17 protein-coding genes are annotated in these 16,096 nt (G+C 41.7%); 13 read left to right on the top strand and 4 right to left on the bottom strand.

The genetic code is table 11. The features are described 5' to 3' along the window. Positions 1–30: 30 nt before the first annotated feature. The gene (locus ACFSQJ_RS04060; RefSeq protein ID WP_377765788.1) at positions 31–951 is read right to left on the bottom strand and encodes a tyrosine-type recombinase/integrase; all 921 of its coding nucleotides are present in this window, start codon (positions 949–951) and stop codon (positions 31–33) included. Positions 952–1,241: 290 nt separating this feature from the next. Between ACFSQJ_RS04060 and ACFSQJ_RS04055 the strand changes: the two genes are divergently transcribed. The 13 genes from ACFSQJ_RS04055 (at position 1,242) to ACFSQJ_RS03995 (ending at position 13,713) form a co-directional block, all read left to right on the top strand. After that, a complete protein-coding gene (locus ACFSQJ_RS04055; RefSeq protein ID WP_377765786.1) occupies positions 1,242–2,015 on the top strand; it encodes a DUF6577 family protein in 774 nt (257 codons plus the stop codon). Continuing rightward, complete coding sequence (locus ACFSQJ_RS04050) at positions 2,002–3,108, top strand: nucleotidyl transferase AbiEii/AbiGii toxin family protein (protein ID WP_377765784.1); 1,107 nt, start codon at positions 2,002–2,004, stop codon at positions 3,106–3,108. The genes ACFSQJ_RS04055 and ACFSQJ_RS04050 overlap by 14 nt, the downstream gene beginning before the upstream one ends. 12 nt (positions 3,109–3,120) lie before the next feature. Beyond that, entirely contained in the window at positions 3,121–4,623 is a 1,503-nt protein-coding gene (locus ACFSQJ_RS04045) for a hypothetical protein (protein ID WP_377765782.1), read from the top strand. Further along, the gene (locus ACFSQJ_RS04040) at positions 4,613–6,352 is read left to right on the top strand and encodes a hypothetical protein (protein ID WP_377765780.1); all 1,740 of its coding nucleotides are present in this window, start codon (positions 4,613–4,615) and stop codon (positions 6,350–6,352) included. Before ACFSQJ_RS04045 ends, ACFSQJ_RS04040 begins: the two co-directional genes overlap by 11 nt. Positions 6,353–6,803: 451 nt before the next feature. Beyond that, positions 6,804–6,989: a helix-turn-helix domain-containing protein gene (locus tag ACFSQJ_RS04035; protein ID WP_377765778.1), complete on the top strand. Its 186-nt coding sequence runs from the start codon at positions 6,804–6,806 to the stop codon at positions 6,987–6,989. Between the two features lie 14 nt (positions 6,990–7,003). Next, positions 7,004–7,306, top strand: coding sequence for a HipA N-terminal domain-containing protein (locus ACFSQJ_RS04030; protein ID WP_377765776.1), 303 nt, complete (start codon positions 7,004–7,006; stop codon positions 7,304–7,306). Further along, on the top strand, positions 7,296–8,222 hold the full coding sequence (locus ACFSQJ_RS04025) for a HipA domain-containing protein (RefSeq protein WP_377765774.1): 927 nt from the start codon (positions 7,296–7,298) through the stop codon (positions 8,220–8,222). Before ACFSQJ_RS04030 ends, ACFSQJ_RS04025 begins: the two co-directional genes overlap by 11 nt. A gap of 943 nt (positions 8,223–9,165) precedes the next feature. Continuing rightward, on the top strand, positions 9,166–9,522 hold the full coding sequence (locus ACFSQJ_RS04020) for a single-stranded DNA-binding protein (RefSeq protein WP_377765772.1): 357 nt from the start codon (positions 9,166–9,168) through the stop codon (positions 9,520–9,522). Positions 9,523–9,597: 75 nt separating this feature from the next. Beyond that, on the top strand, positions 9,598–10,047 hold the full coding sequence (locus ACFSQJ_RS04015) for a JAB domain-containing protein (protein WP_377765770.1): 450 nt from the start codon (positions 9,598–9,600) through the stop codon (positions 10,045–10,047). Positions 10,048–10,058: 11 nt separating this feature from the next. Next, a complete protein-coding gene (locus ACFSQJ_RS04010; RefSeq protein WP_377765768.1) occupies positions 10,059–10,319 on the top strand; it encodes a hypothetical protein in 261 nt (86 codons plus the stop codon). 334 nt (positions 10,320–10,653) lie between these two features. Beyond that, positions 10,654–11,070, top strand: a complete 417-nt coding sequence (locus tag ACFSQJ_RS04005; RefSeq protein WP_377765766.1) for a BfmA/BtgA family mobilization protein — start codon at positions 10,654–10,656, stop codon at positions 11,068–11,070. 12 nt (positions 11,071–11,082) lie between these two features. After that, positions 11,083–12,114 (top strand): MobB family relaxase, encoded by a 1,032-nt coding sequence (gene mobB / locus ACFSQJ_RS04000; protein ID WP_377765764.1) that lies wholly within the window; start codon positions 11,083–11,085, stop codon positions 12,112–12,114. 18 nt (positions 12,115–12,132) lie between these two features. Beyond that, positions 12,133–13,713: a type IV secretory system conjugative DNA transfer family protein gene (locus ACFSQJ_RS03995; protein ID WP_377765762.1), complete on the top strand. Its 1,581-nt coding sequence runs from the start codon at positions 12,133–12,135 to the stop codon at positions 13,711–13,713. 1 nt (position 13,714) lies between these two features. Here ACFSQJ_RS03995 and ACFSQJ_RS03990 read toward each other — a convergent pair whose 3' ends face one another. From ACFSQJ_RS03990 to ACFSQJ_RS03980, 3 genes are read right to left on the bottom strand one after another with little or no spacing between them, the layout of a single operon-like run. Beyond that, positions 13,715–14,518 carry a DUF4138 domain-containing protein gene (locus ACFSQJ_RS03990; RefSeq protein WP_377765760.1) on the bottom strand — a complete coding sequence of 268 codons (804 nt, stop codon included), beginning with the start codon at positions 14,516–14,518 and terminating at the stop codon, positions 13,715–13,717. Positions 14,519–14,550: 32 nt separating this feature from the next. Beyond that, a complete protein-coding gene (gene traM, locus ACFSQJ_RS03985; RefSeq protein WP_377765758.1) occupies positions 14,551–15,468 on the bottom strand; it encodes a conjugative transposon protein TraM in 918 nt (305 codons plus the stop codon). Positions 15,469–15,474: 6 nt separating this feature from the next. Then, on the bottom strand, positions 15,475–16,089 hold the full coding sequence (locus ACFSQJ_RS03980) for a conjugal transfer protein TraK (RefSeq protein WP_377765756.1): 615 nt from the start codon (positions 16,087–16,089) through the stop codon (positions 15,475–15,477). Positions 16,090–16,096: the final 7 nt, after the last annotated feature.

The following is a 16,096-nucleotide window of genomic DNA, read 5'->3' as shown; positions in this document are numbered from 1 at the left end:
ATAATAATTAGTTATCCGTTGTTCGGATAGCTAATTGTAGGATATGAGGTTCCTGGGATGCTTTAGTTTAAGAATCTCAGAGGTTCTTTGATGGCTGACATGAGTATAAATCTGGGTTATGTTAATAGAGCTATGTCCCAAGAGTTCTTGAATATATCTAATGTTGATATTGGCTTCTAAAAGTTGTGTAGCAAAAGTATGTCTGAAAACATGCGGAGTTATACCACGGTTGATTCCTGATTCTTGAGATATTTTTTTGATAAGATTACGAACAGATTGCTCGGAAAGGCGATGATTCAAACGATTTATAAAGAAGAAAGAGTTCTCATTTATCTTTTCTCGAAATAAGCTATGGTAGTCTTTCAACGCATTTATTGTCTCGCCATTGGTGATGGGAATGATACGTTCTTTATTTCCCTTACCTAGGATTCTTACTGTGCCAAAGTCAGAATGTATGTTAGACATTTTTAGAAAACAAAGTTCTGAAACACGAATTCCAGTTGCGAATAACAACTCCACAATAGCTATATTTCTAACAATTTGTCGGTACGTCATAGAACTCTTGGAAGCTTCTGATTTTTGAGATTGAAGCTGTTTAAGTATTGCGGTAACTTCCTTTAGTGACAACACTGAGGGTAGTGACTTTTGGACTCTTATGTTAATACGTATTTTATCAAATGGATTTTCCGAAATGCAATCTTCATATAAAAGATGACTATAGAATACCTTAAGGGTTGCTATTTTTCTTTTGACCGTCCTAGGAGCATACTTATTGATGTGAATCAAATGCTTCTTAATATGTTCTTTTTGAATTAATCTAAAATCCTGGATGTCAAATTCATCTTCGATATATTTTTTGAATTGTTTGAGATCTGATGTATAGGCCTCAATAGTTTTTTCACTCAGTTTTTTTTCCGTTTTACAATGAGAAAGAAAGTGGTTTAAATACATAATCTGGTTTTTGGTTAAAACCAATCAATGTAGAATTATTTTGACATACTGAAAACTAAAAAAAGATAGAATGCTTGAACCAAAACAAACATTGACTATCTATTGATTACAATTGGTGTCATTTGACTTTTATTTTGGATATTCTCTTTCTATGTATTCTATACAAAATACTTAATCTAATAAATAAGACTTAAATCAAATTTTTGCCACTTTTTAATTTTAGTGGTAAACTTTTGATTTCCAATTTTTGCCACTTTTTTGTATTTTTGGTAAAAATTTGATTTTTAACAATGCCAAGAATTATTGAAAATAGGTTGATAGACAACTTTAAGGGACGTGATTCTTTTGATAGGAGCGAACTCTATGAGTTTTATCTCGATTTTGAACCTGACCTTAAAGAAAGCACGTTTAGTTGGCGTATCTATGACCTTAAGAAGAAAGACATCATTAAGACGATTGGTCGTGGTCGGTATGTAATTTCATACAAGCCCAAATACAAGGCAAATCCATCTGAAAATATCCTCAAAATAGCAAGAAAGGTGAATGACCAGTTTGAGGATATTGACTACTGTATCTGGGAAACCCAGTGGCTTAATCAGTTTTCAAGGCATCAGACCTTCAATAAAATAATTCTTGTTGAGATAGAGCGAGAATTTGTTGATTCATTGTATTACTATCTCAATGATAATCTCCGTATGGATATTTATCTGAAACCTGATGAAAAGGATATTCAATTCTATATTTCAGAAAGTGATACTTCCGTAGTCATACAACGGCTTGTGACAAGAGCACCCAAGAGCAAATTGAAGGTCGGTAAAACATCGGTTTTTGTCGCTACCCTTGAAAAGATAATGGTTGACCTGTTTGCTGAAGAGCGCCTTTTCCACTTCTACCAGGGCTCCGAAATGACCCATATCTATGAAAATATCATCAAAGCCTACAGTATCAACTTCACCAAGCTTTTTAGTTATGCCAAGAGACGAAAGAAAGAACAGGAGATAAAACAATTTATGAGCAGCCATCTTCTCAATACCCTAGATAATATACTAAATGATAGATACTAAGAGCTTTTCAAGAGAATGGATGGATGGTTTTCGCGGTAAGAAAGAGCATAAGTCCATCAACGCAACTATATTAGAGAAAATGGTGAATGCCCTGTCGCTTTTGGAACAGCTGAAAGTAGCAGGTCTTGATTTTGTCTTTAAGGGAGGTACTTCTCTGGTACTGCTTTTGAAAGAAGGCAACCGCTTCTCGATTGATATTGATATCATTGCCCAAATCGAACGTGAACCTCTGGAAGCCTTACTCAACGATGTGGTCAAAAATTCCCATTTCAAAACTGTAACACTCAATGAGCGGCGCAGTTATAAAGAAGGTATTCCAAAAGCGCACTATACCTTTGAATTTGATTCTGTTTATAATCCCGACGTTCCCGGAACTATTTTACTCGATATCCTTTTCGATAGTTCGCATTATCCAGAGTTTATAGAGGCTTCTATTGATACATACTGGCTGGCCATTAATGATGAGCCCACAATAGTAACTGCCCCATCGGTCAATGCCATAACCGGTGATAAATTGACGGCTTTTGCGCCTGAGACCATAGGTATTCCATATTATAAAGGTGACGAATCTTTTGCAATGGAAATATGTAAGCAGCTTTTTGATTTAGGTCAGTTATTTGAACGAATTACCGATGTTACCATTGTTAAAAAGAGCTTTTCGGCTTTCGCGAAAGCAGAGTTGGGCTATCGAAATTCAGATGAAGAATTTAAGGCAAGAAACCTTTCAGAATCAAATGTACTCTGGGACACCATAAACACTTGTGTTATCATTGCCAAAAGAGAACGGAATGCATCAACTGACACCAAGGAAAAGTTTGTAGATCTGTTCAGAGGAATTCGTAGTTTTTCAGCCTTTTTGATGACAGGCCATTTTAGGATTGAGCAGGCCATGGCGGCTTCGGCCAGAGTAGCGTATTTATGTGCCAACTTATTGCAGAAAGAGCCAACAGCCATTGAATATTTTGAAGGTCAGGACACGGCCAAGTTGGCTATAAAGCATGCAGATTGGACATTTCTGAATAGACTTAAGCGTCAACCTGACAAGTCTATATTTTATTATTGGTATAAAGCAGTGGAACTGATGGAGGATTAATGAATGGCCCCAATGAAAAATTTAAAAACGAAATACTTCAATCCCACTTTGGATTTAATAGAGATTCTGAATCAAGACCAGACCTTTACAATTGTTGCTATTGACCATCATTTGGATGGCTGTTCCCTTGAGTTGAAAAAGTCAGATGGAGAATTTAGCTTTGAAACCATCTCTCCGTTAGTAGGTGGTCTGCAAAACCACAAAGAAATTCAATTTGAAAGGTCGGACAGTCTGAAATTCGTCAATGAAAACAGAACACTCCATTTGCAGGGAAAGGACTATCTGGCAAACGATATTGGTTACTTGGAGCATGATTCCAAGTATTCCAAGGGAACCATTTCATCATTTAGTACCAATGTGATAACGAATGATTCGAAAGAGGTTTTATTGCGGTATGTTGTTCCAGTTGGTGAGAAAAACAAATTGGACTTAAGGGATTTTAAAAAAACACTGTTCCAAGTTGGAAATGGTACTTCTTTATTATTTGCCTGTAATATAGATGGCCACGGCTTTGACCTTATCAATGTTCGGAAAGATGGTTTTTATTATTTTATCATAGATTGCTTAGAGCCTATTCAAAAAAAAGAGTTCCAAAAAAAATGTTACAATACCCTTTTGGGCATCGCATTGCTTAAGGGTGATCTGGTGCTTAATGAAAGCTACCTGTTGACCTTTGACGATAGTAAATTAAAAGAACCGAAAAGTATAGAATATACTTCGATGCGCTCTTCGGTGTTTTCCAACCAACCTCTGATAACAACAAACCCCTTTTCAGTAAGAATCTTTGATGAAGATTTTGAGAGGGATGAAAAGGGAATGATTTCCGAATCTCAAAGGAAAAAGTTGTATGAAGGAATAGTTGATGTCTCCTCAGACGTTTTCTCAAAACTTGTTACGCTCTTCTGTGAAGAAGAGAAGGTACAAAGGGCAGCATTACTGTACATATTGGGCCATAAAGCCACATTGGAAATTAGGATACCCAACTATTACGTGGCACTTGAAGCCATTACTAGTTACTTATCGCGTACTGTAATGGATAGTTCGAAGAAACTAAACCCAATCAAGGACAAAAAGATAGCCAATGATTTGATTGAAGAAATCAAGATATTGATTCAGGATAAGAAAGAACAAAAGGGATTAACGGATGAAGAAATCAATATACAAGTGTTATTCAAAAATGTAGATAGGCTTAATAGTCCACCAAATGCAGATAAATTGGCAAAATCCTTTGAGATTATTGGTTACGGGCTCACCTCGGAACAATTTAAGATGATTAAGGATAGAAATAGCTATTTGCACGGGAGTTTTATTAAGACCGAAAGTGAAGAGGAAAGATTTCGAGATGCTCTTCATTTGAGTTTAAGATTACATTTTCTAATTGGAGTACTTCTTTTAAAGCAAGTGGGTTATGATGGTAAAATTATCAATTATGCCAAGTTGTTGTCGCATATAACTGGAAAGGAGATTGATGAAGAAGTTTTGATCAACATAAATGAACAAACAAATGCAGTTTAAGTTAGGCGTAACATTTGAAGCCTGTTTTCCCGGGGAAGACCGAAAATCTCTCAATGAGTATCTGAGTGCAATAAGTCGTGATACCTTATTGAAAACAGGTTCTCACTTTCTTGGCTTTAATACAGAGAAATCTAGGTACAGTGATGTCATTTCTTTTATGAATATGTTCTTCTCGAAAGGGAACCAAAATTTTGCTAACAATGCATACCAGAATCTATTGAACTACGTAGCACAGGCTGAGTACGCTATTGCCGACTATGAAATTCCATATGTCGGGAGTAGCCTTTTGTTTTTTGAATACGTTTTTGATAATGTTTCCGAAGATATTGAAACAGAAAAAACTAATGAGGAAATGGAACAGGACATATTTAAAGCCTACCTAAACCTCAATCAGATTGCATTCACGGATAGAGGAATTGCACAAAAGGAGGCCGATGAAAAATCAGGTATACAATTTACGCCTGCTCAGGTATTGCTAATGTTGCAATTTCATAATTATGATTTAACAAATTACAGAACTGACAAAGTCTTTACCTGTCAGTTTCTGAGAGCTATATCTTACTTTGAGTTTCTTTCTGGTATTGAGCAGTGTGCGCCTTTATTGAATGCCTTTTACAAGTACTATGGTGTTGAGAATTACAATGAATACTTGCGACGTCTATTGGGTATTACCCATTCAGTTTTAATGAAAGATAAGGAAACCCATACGGAAATTCATCTAGAAGACCCTTCCCACGAAGATTTCATAGATAAGCACATTTTATCACCTGATGACATAGCTTCAGAGCTTGATTTTGTGACTTTAAGAAGTAAGCCGCTGTACAAGATTGAAGACCTAAGATACCGTATTATCTCACCTCTTTTCGTAATCGAGATGATTTACAATGGACTATATTTTAGGCTAAAATTAATTAACGATAAGTTACCAGATGACCAAAAAGTAAAAGGGTTGTATGGACTTAAAACTTATGAATACAGTGAGCAATACGCTCTCGATACAATACTGAAGGAAATATTCGGGAACCGCTACGTTCAAAAATCAGGAAAGGAACTTGACCAAGTAATGAATAGTGCACCAGATTACTATGTTCGAAATGGTAAAAGATCGATGCTATTTGAATCCAAGGATATATTAATATCCAAAGAGTCAAAAACAAGTCCTGATTATAAGGTTCTTAACGATGAACTCAGATTGAAGCTGTTTGAAAACGAAAAGAGCAAACCAAAGGCCGTTAGACAACTTGTAGCAAATATTGAGATTCTATTAAAGGGTGAAGCTGCTTACGACCCAATTTTCCCAACAAAGCGTGGTATAATAAGACCAGTATTGGTGGTGCATTATCGAATGTTCAATACGGCCGGCATGAACAGTATCGTAAATAGTTGGTTTAAGGATGAACTCACCAAGTTGGAAAAAAGTGGTCTGGATGTTTCTAGAGTTCAAGATATTGTCATTATAGATATAGATACTCTCATGTTTAATAAAGAAGCCCTGCAATCAAAAAAAATACAATTATGGGACGTTCTAATGGAATATCAAGAAGATTATCTAAGGTTTGAATTATCAAAGGCAAAGCCAAAACCTCGGTCTGAAGAAGAGGGTATCGCAATGCTGAAATCGTCGTATAAACCATTTTCATTCTTTCTTGATAACAAGGTCGAAAAATTCAAACTCACCAGAACCCCTAGAGAGCTATTGGAGAAAGCAGCTCCACTTTTTCCAAAGTAGAAGTTTTATTCGTTCAATTCAGTTCTCTCATTCAAGGGAAAGATTCATACCAAGCGTAACTTGGACATATACCTCAATTCTGACGTATAAATACTAGAACCTAAATTCTAATTAGCTTATTTTATTGGGATTTCAGTGTCTTCACATTTTTGTGCTCACCGAATAGGTAACTTTTCATAGGCACGACCGGATTAACCGCATTAAGTTTTCAAAAACAATATTTTTGGTATTCAAACTGAGGTAAGGATGTATTGTAGATATCTAATTACCGTTATAGCGGTAATTAATCGGTATTATCGAAGGTTATTAAGACTTTTAAGTGGTTAAACTTTATTTTTACCGCTATAACAGTAAAATATATTAAATTCTTTGTAGTTAGAGGCCTTATATTATTAAATTACTTACTTTTACCGTTTAAACAGTAAAAATGAATGATTTTGATTTGGGCCTGATGGTGAGAAACCATCGTAAAAAAGCGGGGCTCACTCAGCTGGAATTGGCCAATTTGGCCGGAATTGGGAAGACCACTGTTTTTGATATTGAAAAAAACAAGGAGACAGTCCGTTGGGACAACCTTCTCGCGGTGCTCCGTGTCTTGAACATAAAGATAGAATTTAAGAGTCCCTTGACCCATTAGGTATGAGAAAAGCAGTGGTACTTGTCCATGGAAAAAGAGCAGGAGTCCTTACGGAGGTCTCCGCTAACGAATATAATTTTGGCTATGATAGTGATTACGATGGCGAGGCCATCTCGTTGACCATGCCCATTGGCCAGGAAAGATACAGTTTTAGATCCTTCCCCGCTTTTTTTGAAGGTCTGTTGCCCGAGGGTATCATGTTGGAGGGGTTATTGAGGATCGCAAAAATCGACGAAAAGGACTATTTCTCACAGTTAATGGCCACAGGGGCCGATCTAGTCGGTGCCGTGACCGTAAAACCAATAGATGGCGAATAGGTGTCCGATTACATACGAACCTTGCGGTACGGCGAAATATAGTCGGGGCGGACTCAAAATGATCGCCCCCAAGTTACTTGATTTGAAGGATTTGCCCTATACGGCGGCCGAATTGAGACGGGAAGCGGCAAACAGGGCTAAAAAACTGTCTATTCAGGGGGTACAGCCCAAATTAAGCGCAACTGTTTCCGTGGTGGATCAGGAATTCAAAATTGTGGATCAGTTTGGATCATATATCATCAAGCCTCAAAACGATTTGTTTCCCCAGTTGCCCGAAAATGAAGACCTGACCATGCGTATGGCCAAAACCTTTGGTTTAAATGTGCCCTTTCATGGGATGGTCTATGCCAAAGATGGTAGTTTATCGTATTTTATCAAACGTTTTGATCGCTATGGCAAAGGGAAAAAATACGCCGTTGAGGATTTTGCACAACTGACTGGAAATACAAGGGATACCAAATACAGCTTTACCATGGAAAAATTGGTTCCCGTCATTGACGAATTTTGCTCATTTCCTTTGGTGGAAAAGGCCGATTTTTTCAAAAGGATTATCTTTTGTTATGTTACCGGAAACGAGGATATGCACCTAAAGAACTTTTCCCTGATCACTAAAAATGGAAAAATTACCTTGGCACCGGCCTACGATTTGTTGAATTCCTCAATTGCCATCAAAAATCCCGATGAAGAAATTGCATTGACCCTTAAAGGAAAAAAGAGCAATTTAAAGGCATCCGACTTTATGGATTATTATGCAAAGGAGCGATTGAAACTTAACGAAAAAACCATAATGGGAATCTTAGGGGAAATGAAGGAAACAATACCGGAATGGAAGGAGTTGATAGAAATTTCGTTTCTTTCAGATGAGATGAAAGAGAAGTATTTTAATTTGTTGGAATCAAGGTCTGATATGTTTTGACATTTAGAGTCAATTTACCTGTTTGCCATTGAAGGCTTGCCATTTCGGACAATGTCATTTGAGTGCAGTGCAGGTCGTTTTTGCCAACTTGTTTTTTGAATATCACCAAATCTTTGGGTTTTATCTGTGGTAAACTGCTTTTGTTAATAGTATTCCATATCACGATATGGAATATTGAAATGTAAAATGCTACAAGAAATTATCGCGTATCGCGATACGCGATAATTATATTTTAAATATGAATTCCCAGTTCTAACTCTCAAATCGCCAAGCTTAGTGGGGTCTGAATTTCGTTACATTTTTGTGTTCCATTAAATAGGTGACTTTTGATTATACCGAACGTAAAAAGCTATTGATGACAAGCTACGCCCTTTAAACAAAAAAATCCATTCGAGTTAATGTGCCATAAATGGGATTTCGTAATCGGAAGTCCAAAGACTGGATTTTCTTTACACAATTATTGGCAAATGATACTTTGGCCTTAGCTCAATACTTCTTGAAAATCCAGTCTTTGTCCAGATCATTTTAAGGGGTTTATAATAAAAGAGGCCCCGGTTGTTTTTCGGGGCATCGAAAAACAGGCAGGACATAACCAATTCCAATTCAAAACCCACTTGCCGCGGTCGCTTCATTTCCCATACGCTTCCCTTACAATCGGTTTTGAAGGAATTGCTAATGCCCTTATGGAACTTGTCAAGACCATGCTGGGTTTTGGAAAGAAATAAGTTCTTCACTGCCTTGTTTTTAGCCCGTTGGTAAAAAACTACGTGGCGAACCTTCCTGATTTCTTCCCAAAAGTCTTGACAAAACCCACCGCTTTTATTGTGCTGTGCACGCAAGAAATCAAACAAACACCCCTTAAAATTCAATTTCAATTGAAATCCAAAACAGGGGAATTAGTAATCCTGTCTGCCGACAAGGCAGGCCTTTAAATCATTTAATTATGGGTACTATCAAGAATCATGTACAGTTGATTGGTCATATCGGGGAAGATCCCAAAGTGACTACTTTGGAAAGCGGAAGAAAGGTTGCCAGGTTTCTTTTGGCGACAAACGAGCATTACAAGGATGCCAACGGGGCCAAGCAAACGGACACCAATTGGCACAGCGTGGTGGTCTGGGGCAAGACCGCCGAAATCATCGAAAAGTATACTTCCAAAGGCAAGGAAATCGGTGTTTCGGGTAAACTCAAGACCCGAACCTATACCACCGATGACGGCAACCAACGCTATGTAACGGAGATCGAGGCGAACGAAATCCTATTGCTCGGGGGCAAGAACGGCAATGCAAATAAGGCCTAACAAAGAGAAAGAGGGCGCACACTAACCACAGTTTTGCCCTCTTTTTTCATTTCTACAATCTAAAACTAATGTAAAATGAGAAATAAAGTTAACGAAATAAAAGTAAGCTACTGTGAAAAACTCGGGGTCATCGATTCCCAACCGATGACAGATTCGGAACAAGTGGCCAAATTGCTCTATGACAACTGGGATGGAAATACCATCGGTTTGCAGGAAACCTTTAAGGTGTTACTGCTCAACAATGCCAATAAGGTCAAGGGCACTTATCAGGCCTCCACGGGGGGTATCGTGGGTACGGTGGTGGATATACGCCTGCTCTTTGCGGTGGTATTGAAGACCGCATCGACAAACATCATCTTGGCGCACAACCATCCCACAGGTACGTTGAAACCAAGCCAAGCGGACAGGCAAATCACCAAAAAGATACAAAAGGCCGCCGAGCTCTTTGACATTCGGGTATTGGACCATCTGATCATCGTCCCCCATGGAAAGTACTTTAGTTTTTCCGATAGTGGATTGCTGTAAAACCCGTGGTCATGATACCATGCAATTACAACAATCTGGATGAAGAAACCCATGCCTATCTGCATTCGCTGTCCAGAAAGGATGTGGAGATTCGGTTTGGCGAACAGTTGTGGGCGTTGCCAAAAAATACCATTTGGACTATGACCAACTGGTGGAATCGGAAACACAACGAAACCTTGACAGTTACAAGTATGTGTTCCGTATTTGAACACCAAAACGAAGCAAAAAAGCCCATCCATAATGATGGGCTTTCGTTGTATATTAAACGCTGAAATCCCTATATTTATAATACAATAAATCACGGTCAATAGTTCCGATACGAATCGGAATAGATTTGACTTTCCCATTGACCGTAACTACATTTTTTAAAGAAAAGCAATCTGTCCTCGGACAGGATTGTTAGAAATTTTGGTCCCGCGAGCGGGACGAAAAGGAGAAGCAAGAGGATAACAGGCTAACGCCCTGTTACGGGTTTGCGGTTTTTGTCAAAACATTGATTTATAACGAATTACCCAAATTAGAAAAAGGATGTTAAGGGAAACGGTCGATATTTTTCACGGAAAAATGCCACCAGCCCAATAAAACCAGCAAATTTTTCACGGAAAAATGGACAAGGGATATGAAAAAGAACGTTTTGAGAGCTTGAGCATCAAGAGCTCGATTGCAAAAAAATTTAGACGGTTCAGTAAGAGAATGGGAGCCTCCCAATCCATGACGCTGCTCTTGATGCTTGACTTTTTTGAGGCCAACGGGCTTTCCCCAAAGGAATCCCTGGGACCGCATATGCATACGCTCGAAAGCCTGATAAAAAAACGCATCAATGCGGTGATGGCGGTCATCAAGGACATCGAAAAGAACCAGACCAAGCCCACCGCTGCCATGATGCATGCACTCTTTGAGGGAGAAAAGGAAACCGATAAGAAGCCCCTGTTGACCGAACGGAAGAACACCGCCAAAACGCTGGAATCCGAATTGGAACAATGGAAAAACAAAACAGGGCAGTCCCGTACCCCTGAATCCTAAAAGCAAAACAGCATGTATATCACCATCAGCCCCCAACAGACCAAGGGCAACTTTAATCAAAGTGTATCGGATTATGTGGCCTATCTCGAAAAAGAAAATTTGGATTTGGCGATTCCCGAAAAAGAATATTTTTTTAACCAAAACGGGGATGAAATTGCTGCGGAGCAGGTCATTGTCGAAATCGACAAAAACACCGCACGGCTCAGCAAGCATGAACCCAAGTTCTATGCCATTACCGTCAGTCCAAGCCCAGCAGAACTGCGACACCTCCAAAATCCAACTATGGATGTAAAGCACTATACCCGAGAACTGATGAAGACTTATGCCGCATCCTTCCATCGGGAAATTGAGGGCCGTCCGCCCAATGTTGACGACATCAAGTATTTCGCCAAAGTCGAACACCAACGCCACTTCAAGGGTACTGATCGGGAGATACGGGAAAACCAGCCCACGGCAACCAAAATTCTGGAATTGCAGCACCACATGCGACGCATCCAAAGAGGGGAGGAGCAAGGGAAGGTTTCCACACTCCAAAAACGAATTGCCCGATTGGAACAATCGGCCCCACACCAACTCGACGGAAAACGTATCGTACAGGGTATGCCCAAACCAGGGATGCAGACTCATGTGCACATCATCGTTAGCCGTAGGGATGCCAGCAACTCGGTCAGCCTTTCCCCCGGAAGCAAGTATAAAGCGTCCGAAGTAGTACTCCATGGAAAAACCGTAAAACGGGGCTTTGATCGAGACCGTTTTTTTACCGAGAGTGAGAAACTGTTTGACAAGCAGTTTGGCTACCAACGGAACTTTGTGGAACGCTATCAATCCCGTAAGCTTTTGCTCAACAACCCCAAACTGTACTTCGGCGCCATCCTGGGACTGCCCGCAAATGAAAAGGACCTGGCACTAAAACTATTGGGGAAGTCGGGCATTCCCATATTGCCCAGTATTCCGACCAATAAAGTGCAGTTCGCCCTAAAGACCATCAAGGCCCTAAAACGTGGTATGGGCAAAGCCATTAACTCAGGTTCCATTGGAATTTAAACCGTAAACGAAAGGACCATGTCAGAACATTGGAAGTTGATTATCGCAGTAGGTGTCCTGGGGAGTGTAATCCTGTTATTTCTCTACAAAAGAACACGCTTTGCACTTCACCTTGGTATTTTGGTCATTATTGGATTATCCTTCATGCTTCATGGCTATGGGAAGGTTCCCTGGCCACCTGTATTGCTGGGTTTGGTCTGCCCTTTACTATTGGTCCATGTGGTCTTTTACGTATTTTTACACAAAGACAGTGGACAGGAAAAACTGACCCCGTTTACAGCGGTGCTGCAGCATCAAAAAGGCAAGTTGGTCCTTCGGAACATCCGTAGGGGCATTTCCATCATTGCCTCTGCAGGGAGCGGAAAAACGGAAAGTGTGGTCGCTCCCTTGCTGCATCATTTTGCCCAACACGGGTTCTCGGGGGTTATCCACGACTATAAGGATTTTGAGCTTACCGAGATTGCCCATCCCCTGATCGATTCCAAATTGACCGATTTTTATTGTATCGGGTTCAATCCCATCCACCATCGGGTCAACCCCATTGCACCCCGCTATATGGACTCCGAGGAAAGTGTCAACGAACTCTCCCGGGTGTTGGTCGAAAACCTCCTGGAACAAAAGGAGTCCGGAAGCACGGGCAGCAACAAATTCTTTACCGATGCCGTGGAAGGCCTCTTGGGCGGGATGATCTGGAAACTTAAATCGGAATATCCCCAATACTGTACCCTGCCCCATTTGATGGCCCTCTACCAATATCTGGATATGGAAAGCCTCGAAGCCTTTTTAAAGGGCAACCATACCGCCAAGGCCATGGCCGATGCCTTTATCAATGGCACCAAATCGGAACGCCAGACCGCAGGGGTACGGAGTACCTTGTCCAACGCCCTGAAAAAGATCAGTACCAAACGGAACTTTTATGTGCTCTCTGCGGATGAAGTGCCGCTCAACATCAACCAACGGGAACGGCCCACCATCGTTTCCGTGGTGAACAATCCCAAATACGAGACCGCCTATGCGCCCGTAATCGCTACCATCATCCATACCCTGACCAAGCAGATGGCAGTACGTAGAGCGCGGCCTTCTTTCTTGTTAATGGAGGAGGCCCCGACCTTGCGTTTGCTCAATATGCACCGTATTCCGGCCACCTTGCGCAGTTATGACATTTCCACCATCTATGTGATGCAAGACAAGGTGCAGAACGATATGCTCTATGGCGAGAAGGCCAGTCGTGCCATTTTGAGCAACCTCTCCTACCAGTTCTTTGGTAAGGTAAACGACCCTGATACGGCCAGATATTACGAACGCTTTTTTGAATTGGTCAAAAAGCCGACCACCAGTGTCAACCGAAGCCGGACCATCAATTTTGATACCCGTGTGACCACGGGGGAAAGGGAGGTGAGCAAGATACGGGCGGATGTGTTCTTTCGTTTGCGGCAGGGGGAGTTTATAGCTTTTGCAGACGGGAAGGAGCAAAAAATACGCTTCAAAGAACCCCAATTGCAAAAAGGACTGCCCGAGGTCCCGAACAAAGGGGCCATTGATTTGGAAGGGAACTTTTACCGCATCCACGACGAAATCCGTGCCCTCTTCGAGAAATGAGCTAAGGCAGCTTTACGGTCAAATTTCGGCTGCCGTGGGTCTCCAGGACTTTCAGTTGCAAGCGTTCTTCAGCGTTTAGGGTAAACTTCGGATAGACGACCACAAAACGGAGTTTTGCACCAGAACCGATGACCTTGGGCATTTGATGGAAGTACAAGGGCGAAATGGGCAATTCCTGATAGGAGGCCTTCCGCTTTTGGGTGCCCAGGACCTTCAACAATTGCAACTGCCCCAATTCATAGGGGATGGCAGAACGATTTTTCAGTTCATACACGACGTAGACCTTATCACCATGGTACAAGCTTTCAGCCATACGGATGCGGAGGCCCTTTTGTCGTTTGATATGATGAAAGGAACCTTGGCGTTCCAGTAATTTTTGGCAGTTCTGGGCATAGTCCGGTTTAGGGTCGGGTGGAATCCGAATCGTATCTTTTTCCAGTGTGCCAGTCCCGTCCTTTTGGAGGGGCTTTTTAATTTGTTGATCCGTTGAAATAAAATGGTGCAATTCACTCAGGGTATCCCGATAGGCCAGGATAAAGCCATAGAGATTTCCATCCAAAGTTCGCACCAACAGATTGCTCTCCCTGCCTTTTTGGGCCTGCAACAGTCCGAGGTTTTCCGCTATCTCCCGGTTAAAGCCAAACGTAAAATGCTCACTACCGGTGATGCCCTTATCGATGGGGCTTTCAAAGGATAGGGATAGGACTTGGTGGGCATTGGCATAGAGTGTATCCAAGAACTGCCCTTGGGCCAGAATGGCGGTGTGGGTTCCTAACAAAACGGAAAATAATAGGATTTTTTTCATGGGAAACGGTTTATGGGTTTCGTGTGATGTAATTAATCGATATTGGGTTGTAGCAGTAGCTGGTGGCCGTCCAAAACAGTAATCTTAAGGTTACGTTGCCGCCGTTGAAAGACGTTTTTCAGACCCCTGACCTGGGGCAGTCCGGCGATATTGATGTCTTGGACCACATCCTCGGCGACTTCCCGGGTCGCTTCCTCCCGAAGGGAGTTTTCCAGATACAGCCCTTGCATTCCGTCCTGCAGGTCATACGCTTCCCAGTCCATGGGGAGCTGACCGATTTGGGTGATGTGCAACAGCACCCGGTTGGGCCGAAAACGCACCGTCCCGAACACCACCGTATGGGCTGGAAAATGCTGCCCTTCCAAGATTACGGCTTCCACCAACCGCAATCGGATACGGCTGTTCTTGCGCAGGACCTGTTTCCCGTCCACTGCGACCAGTATGTTGGCCGTGTGTAAATGTTCAAAGGCTTCGGGATTCGCAGCAAAAAAAAGTTGGTGCTCCAGGCCCAGCTCTTCGGGAGATAGGGCAGTTTCAGTAACCATTTTGATGGGATCGTTTGGAATCGATTGGGCAGCTTTGGAGTCGGCTTTCTTTTCAAAATCAAATTGGTAATTTTCTGCATACGGCCGTTGTTCCCGGATGCTGTCAATGATTCGTTGCTTTTCATACTCCATATAGTCCGGATTGAAGTACCCTTTCTCATCGATCATATGTTCCGGATAGACGGAAGGCACTTGGGTCTCCCGTTCTTCCTTTAGCGCATCGATGGCCTCTAGTTTGCTGGAGTACTCGGATTCAGTGTCTTCCCACTGCGGAACTTCGGGTTGGGTCAGGGTATCCTCTGGTTCGTCGTTTCCAGTCATTAGGATATACCCGTAACTGCCCAGAAAGATTAGGAGGATCCCGATGACCCCTGCAAATACGATTTTGTTCTTTTCCAGTATCATGGTGTACTATTTTTCGTTTTGGATTTTACGTAAGGTTTTTTCAAAGAAATCAGTGATTAACAACCCATGGGGATTGTTGGGAAAATGCCGCTCCACTTGGATCAGTTTTCCCGTGGTAAGCAGTTCGTAACGGTCTATGACCGTTCCGCGCTTGATTTCAAAAAGGGTACGGGTCTGGAAGGGAAGCGGCCAATCCTCTAACTCGATTTGGGTATCCACGTGGGTCACTTCCTGTACCAGGGAGTACTGTACCAAACGGTTATAGGTGCCCTCCAGTTTCTTTTGGCGGTACAGTTCGTCCACCGAGGCATCGCCCCACCACAGCGCCTTTTCCATATGGGCCTCAAAGGTGGAGGCATCGATACCATAAAAAACTTGATGGAACCGCTCCAGATGGGCCAGGGCCTCCACTTCCAGTTGTTGGTGTTGGTCTTCCCACTTTAGGGGCAGCACTTCGCCCTGGGAGTCGATGGCAAAGGCATTCTGTAGGCTTTCCTTGTGGATATGGTAGGCCATCCATCCGGAGAAGCCACTACTGAGCAGGGCCATCACCGCCACACTGATGACAATGACACGGTTGATGCGAAAAAGGGTGTGGATGTTTTGATACGAAAATTTCATAGGGTTT

Source organism: Croceitalea marina, from assembly GCF_042684265.1.
Taxonomy (GTDB): Bacteria; Bacteroidota; Bacteroidia; order Flavobacteriales; family Flavobacteriaceae; genus Croceitalea; species Croceitalea marina.
This window is presented reverse-complemented; position numbering and strand designations above follow the sequence as displayed.

Excerpts from the sequence above, each read along its gene's own strand:
- ACFSQJ_RS04060 (WP_377765788.1), bottom strand. The coding sequence starts at position 951 with ATGTATTTAAACCACTTTCTTTCTCATTGTAAAACGGAAAAAAAACTG.
- ACFSQJ_RS04055 (WP_377765786.1), top strand. The coding sequence starts at position 1,242 with ATGCCAAGAATTATTGAAAATAGGTTGATAGACAACTTTAAGGGACGT.
- ACFSQJ_RS04050 (WP_377765784.1), top strand. The coding sequence starts at position 2,002 with ATGATAGATACTAAGAGCTTTTCAAGAGAATGGATGGATGGTTTTCGC.
- ACFSQJ_RS04045 (WP_377765782.1), top strand. The coding sequence starts at position 3,121 with ATGAAAAATTTAAAAACGAAATACTTCAATCCCACTTTGGATTTAATA.
- ACFSQJ_RS04040 (WP_377765780.1), top strand. The coding sequence starts at position 4,613 with ATGCAGTTTAAGTTAGGCGTAACATTTGAAGCCTGTTTTCCCGGGGAA.
- ACFSQJ_RS04035 (WP_377765778.1), top strand. The coding sequence starts at position 6,804 with ATGGTGAGAAACCATCGTAAAAAAGCGGGGCTCACTCAGCTGGAATTG.
- ACFSQJ_RS04025 (WP_377765774.1), top strand. The coding sequence starts at position 7,296 with ATGGCGAATAGGTGTCCGATTACATACGAACCTTGCGGTACGGCGAAA.
- ACFSQJ_RS04020 (WP_377765772.1), top strand. The coding sequence starts at position 9,166 with ATGGGTACTATCAAGAATCATGTACAGTTGATTGGTCATATCGGGGAA.
- ACFSQJ_RS04015 (WP_377765770.1), top strand. The coding sequence starts at position 9,598 with ATGAGAAATAAAGTTAACGAAATAAAAGTAAGCTACTGTGAAAAACTC.
- ACFSQJ_RS04010 (WP_377765768.1), top strand. The coding sequence starts at position 10,059 with ATGATACCATGCAATTACAACAATCTGGATGAAGAAACCCATGCCTAT.
- ACFSQJ_RS04005 (WP_377765766.1), top strand. The coding sequence starts at position 10,654 with ATGGACAAGGGATATGAAAAAGAACGTTTTGAGAGCTTGAGCATCAAG.
- mobB (WP_377765764.1), top strand. The coding sequence starts at position 11,083 with ATGTATATCACCATCAGCCCCCAACAGACCAAGGGCAACTTTAATCAA.
- ACFSQJ_RS03995 (WP_377765762.1), top strand. The coding sequence starts at position 12,133 with ATGTCAGAACATTGGAAGTTGATTATCGCAGTAGGTGTCCTGGGGAGT.
- ACFSQJ_RS03990 (WP_377765760.1), bottom strand. The coding sequence starts at position 14,518 with ATGAAAAAAATCCTATTATTTTCCGTTTTGTTAGGAACCCACACCGCC.
- traM (WP_377765758.1), bottom strand. The coding sequence starts at position 15,468 with ATGATACTGGAAAAGAACAAAATCGTATTTGCAGGGGTCATCGGGATC.
- ACFSQJ_RS03980 (WP_377765756.1), bottom strand. The coding sequence starts at position 16,089 with ATGAAATTTTCGTATCAAAACATCCACACCCTTTTTCGCATCAACCGT.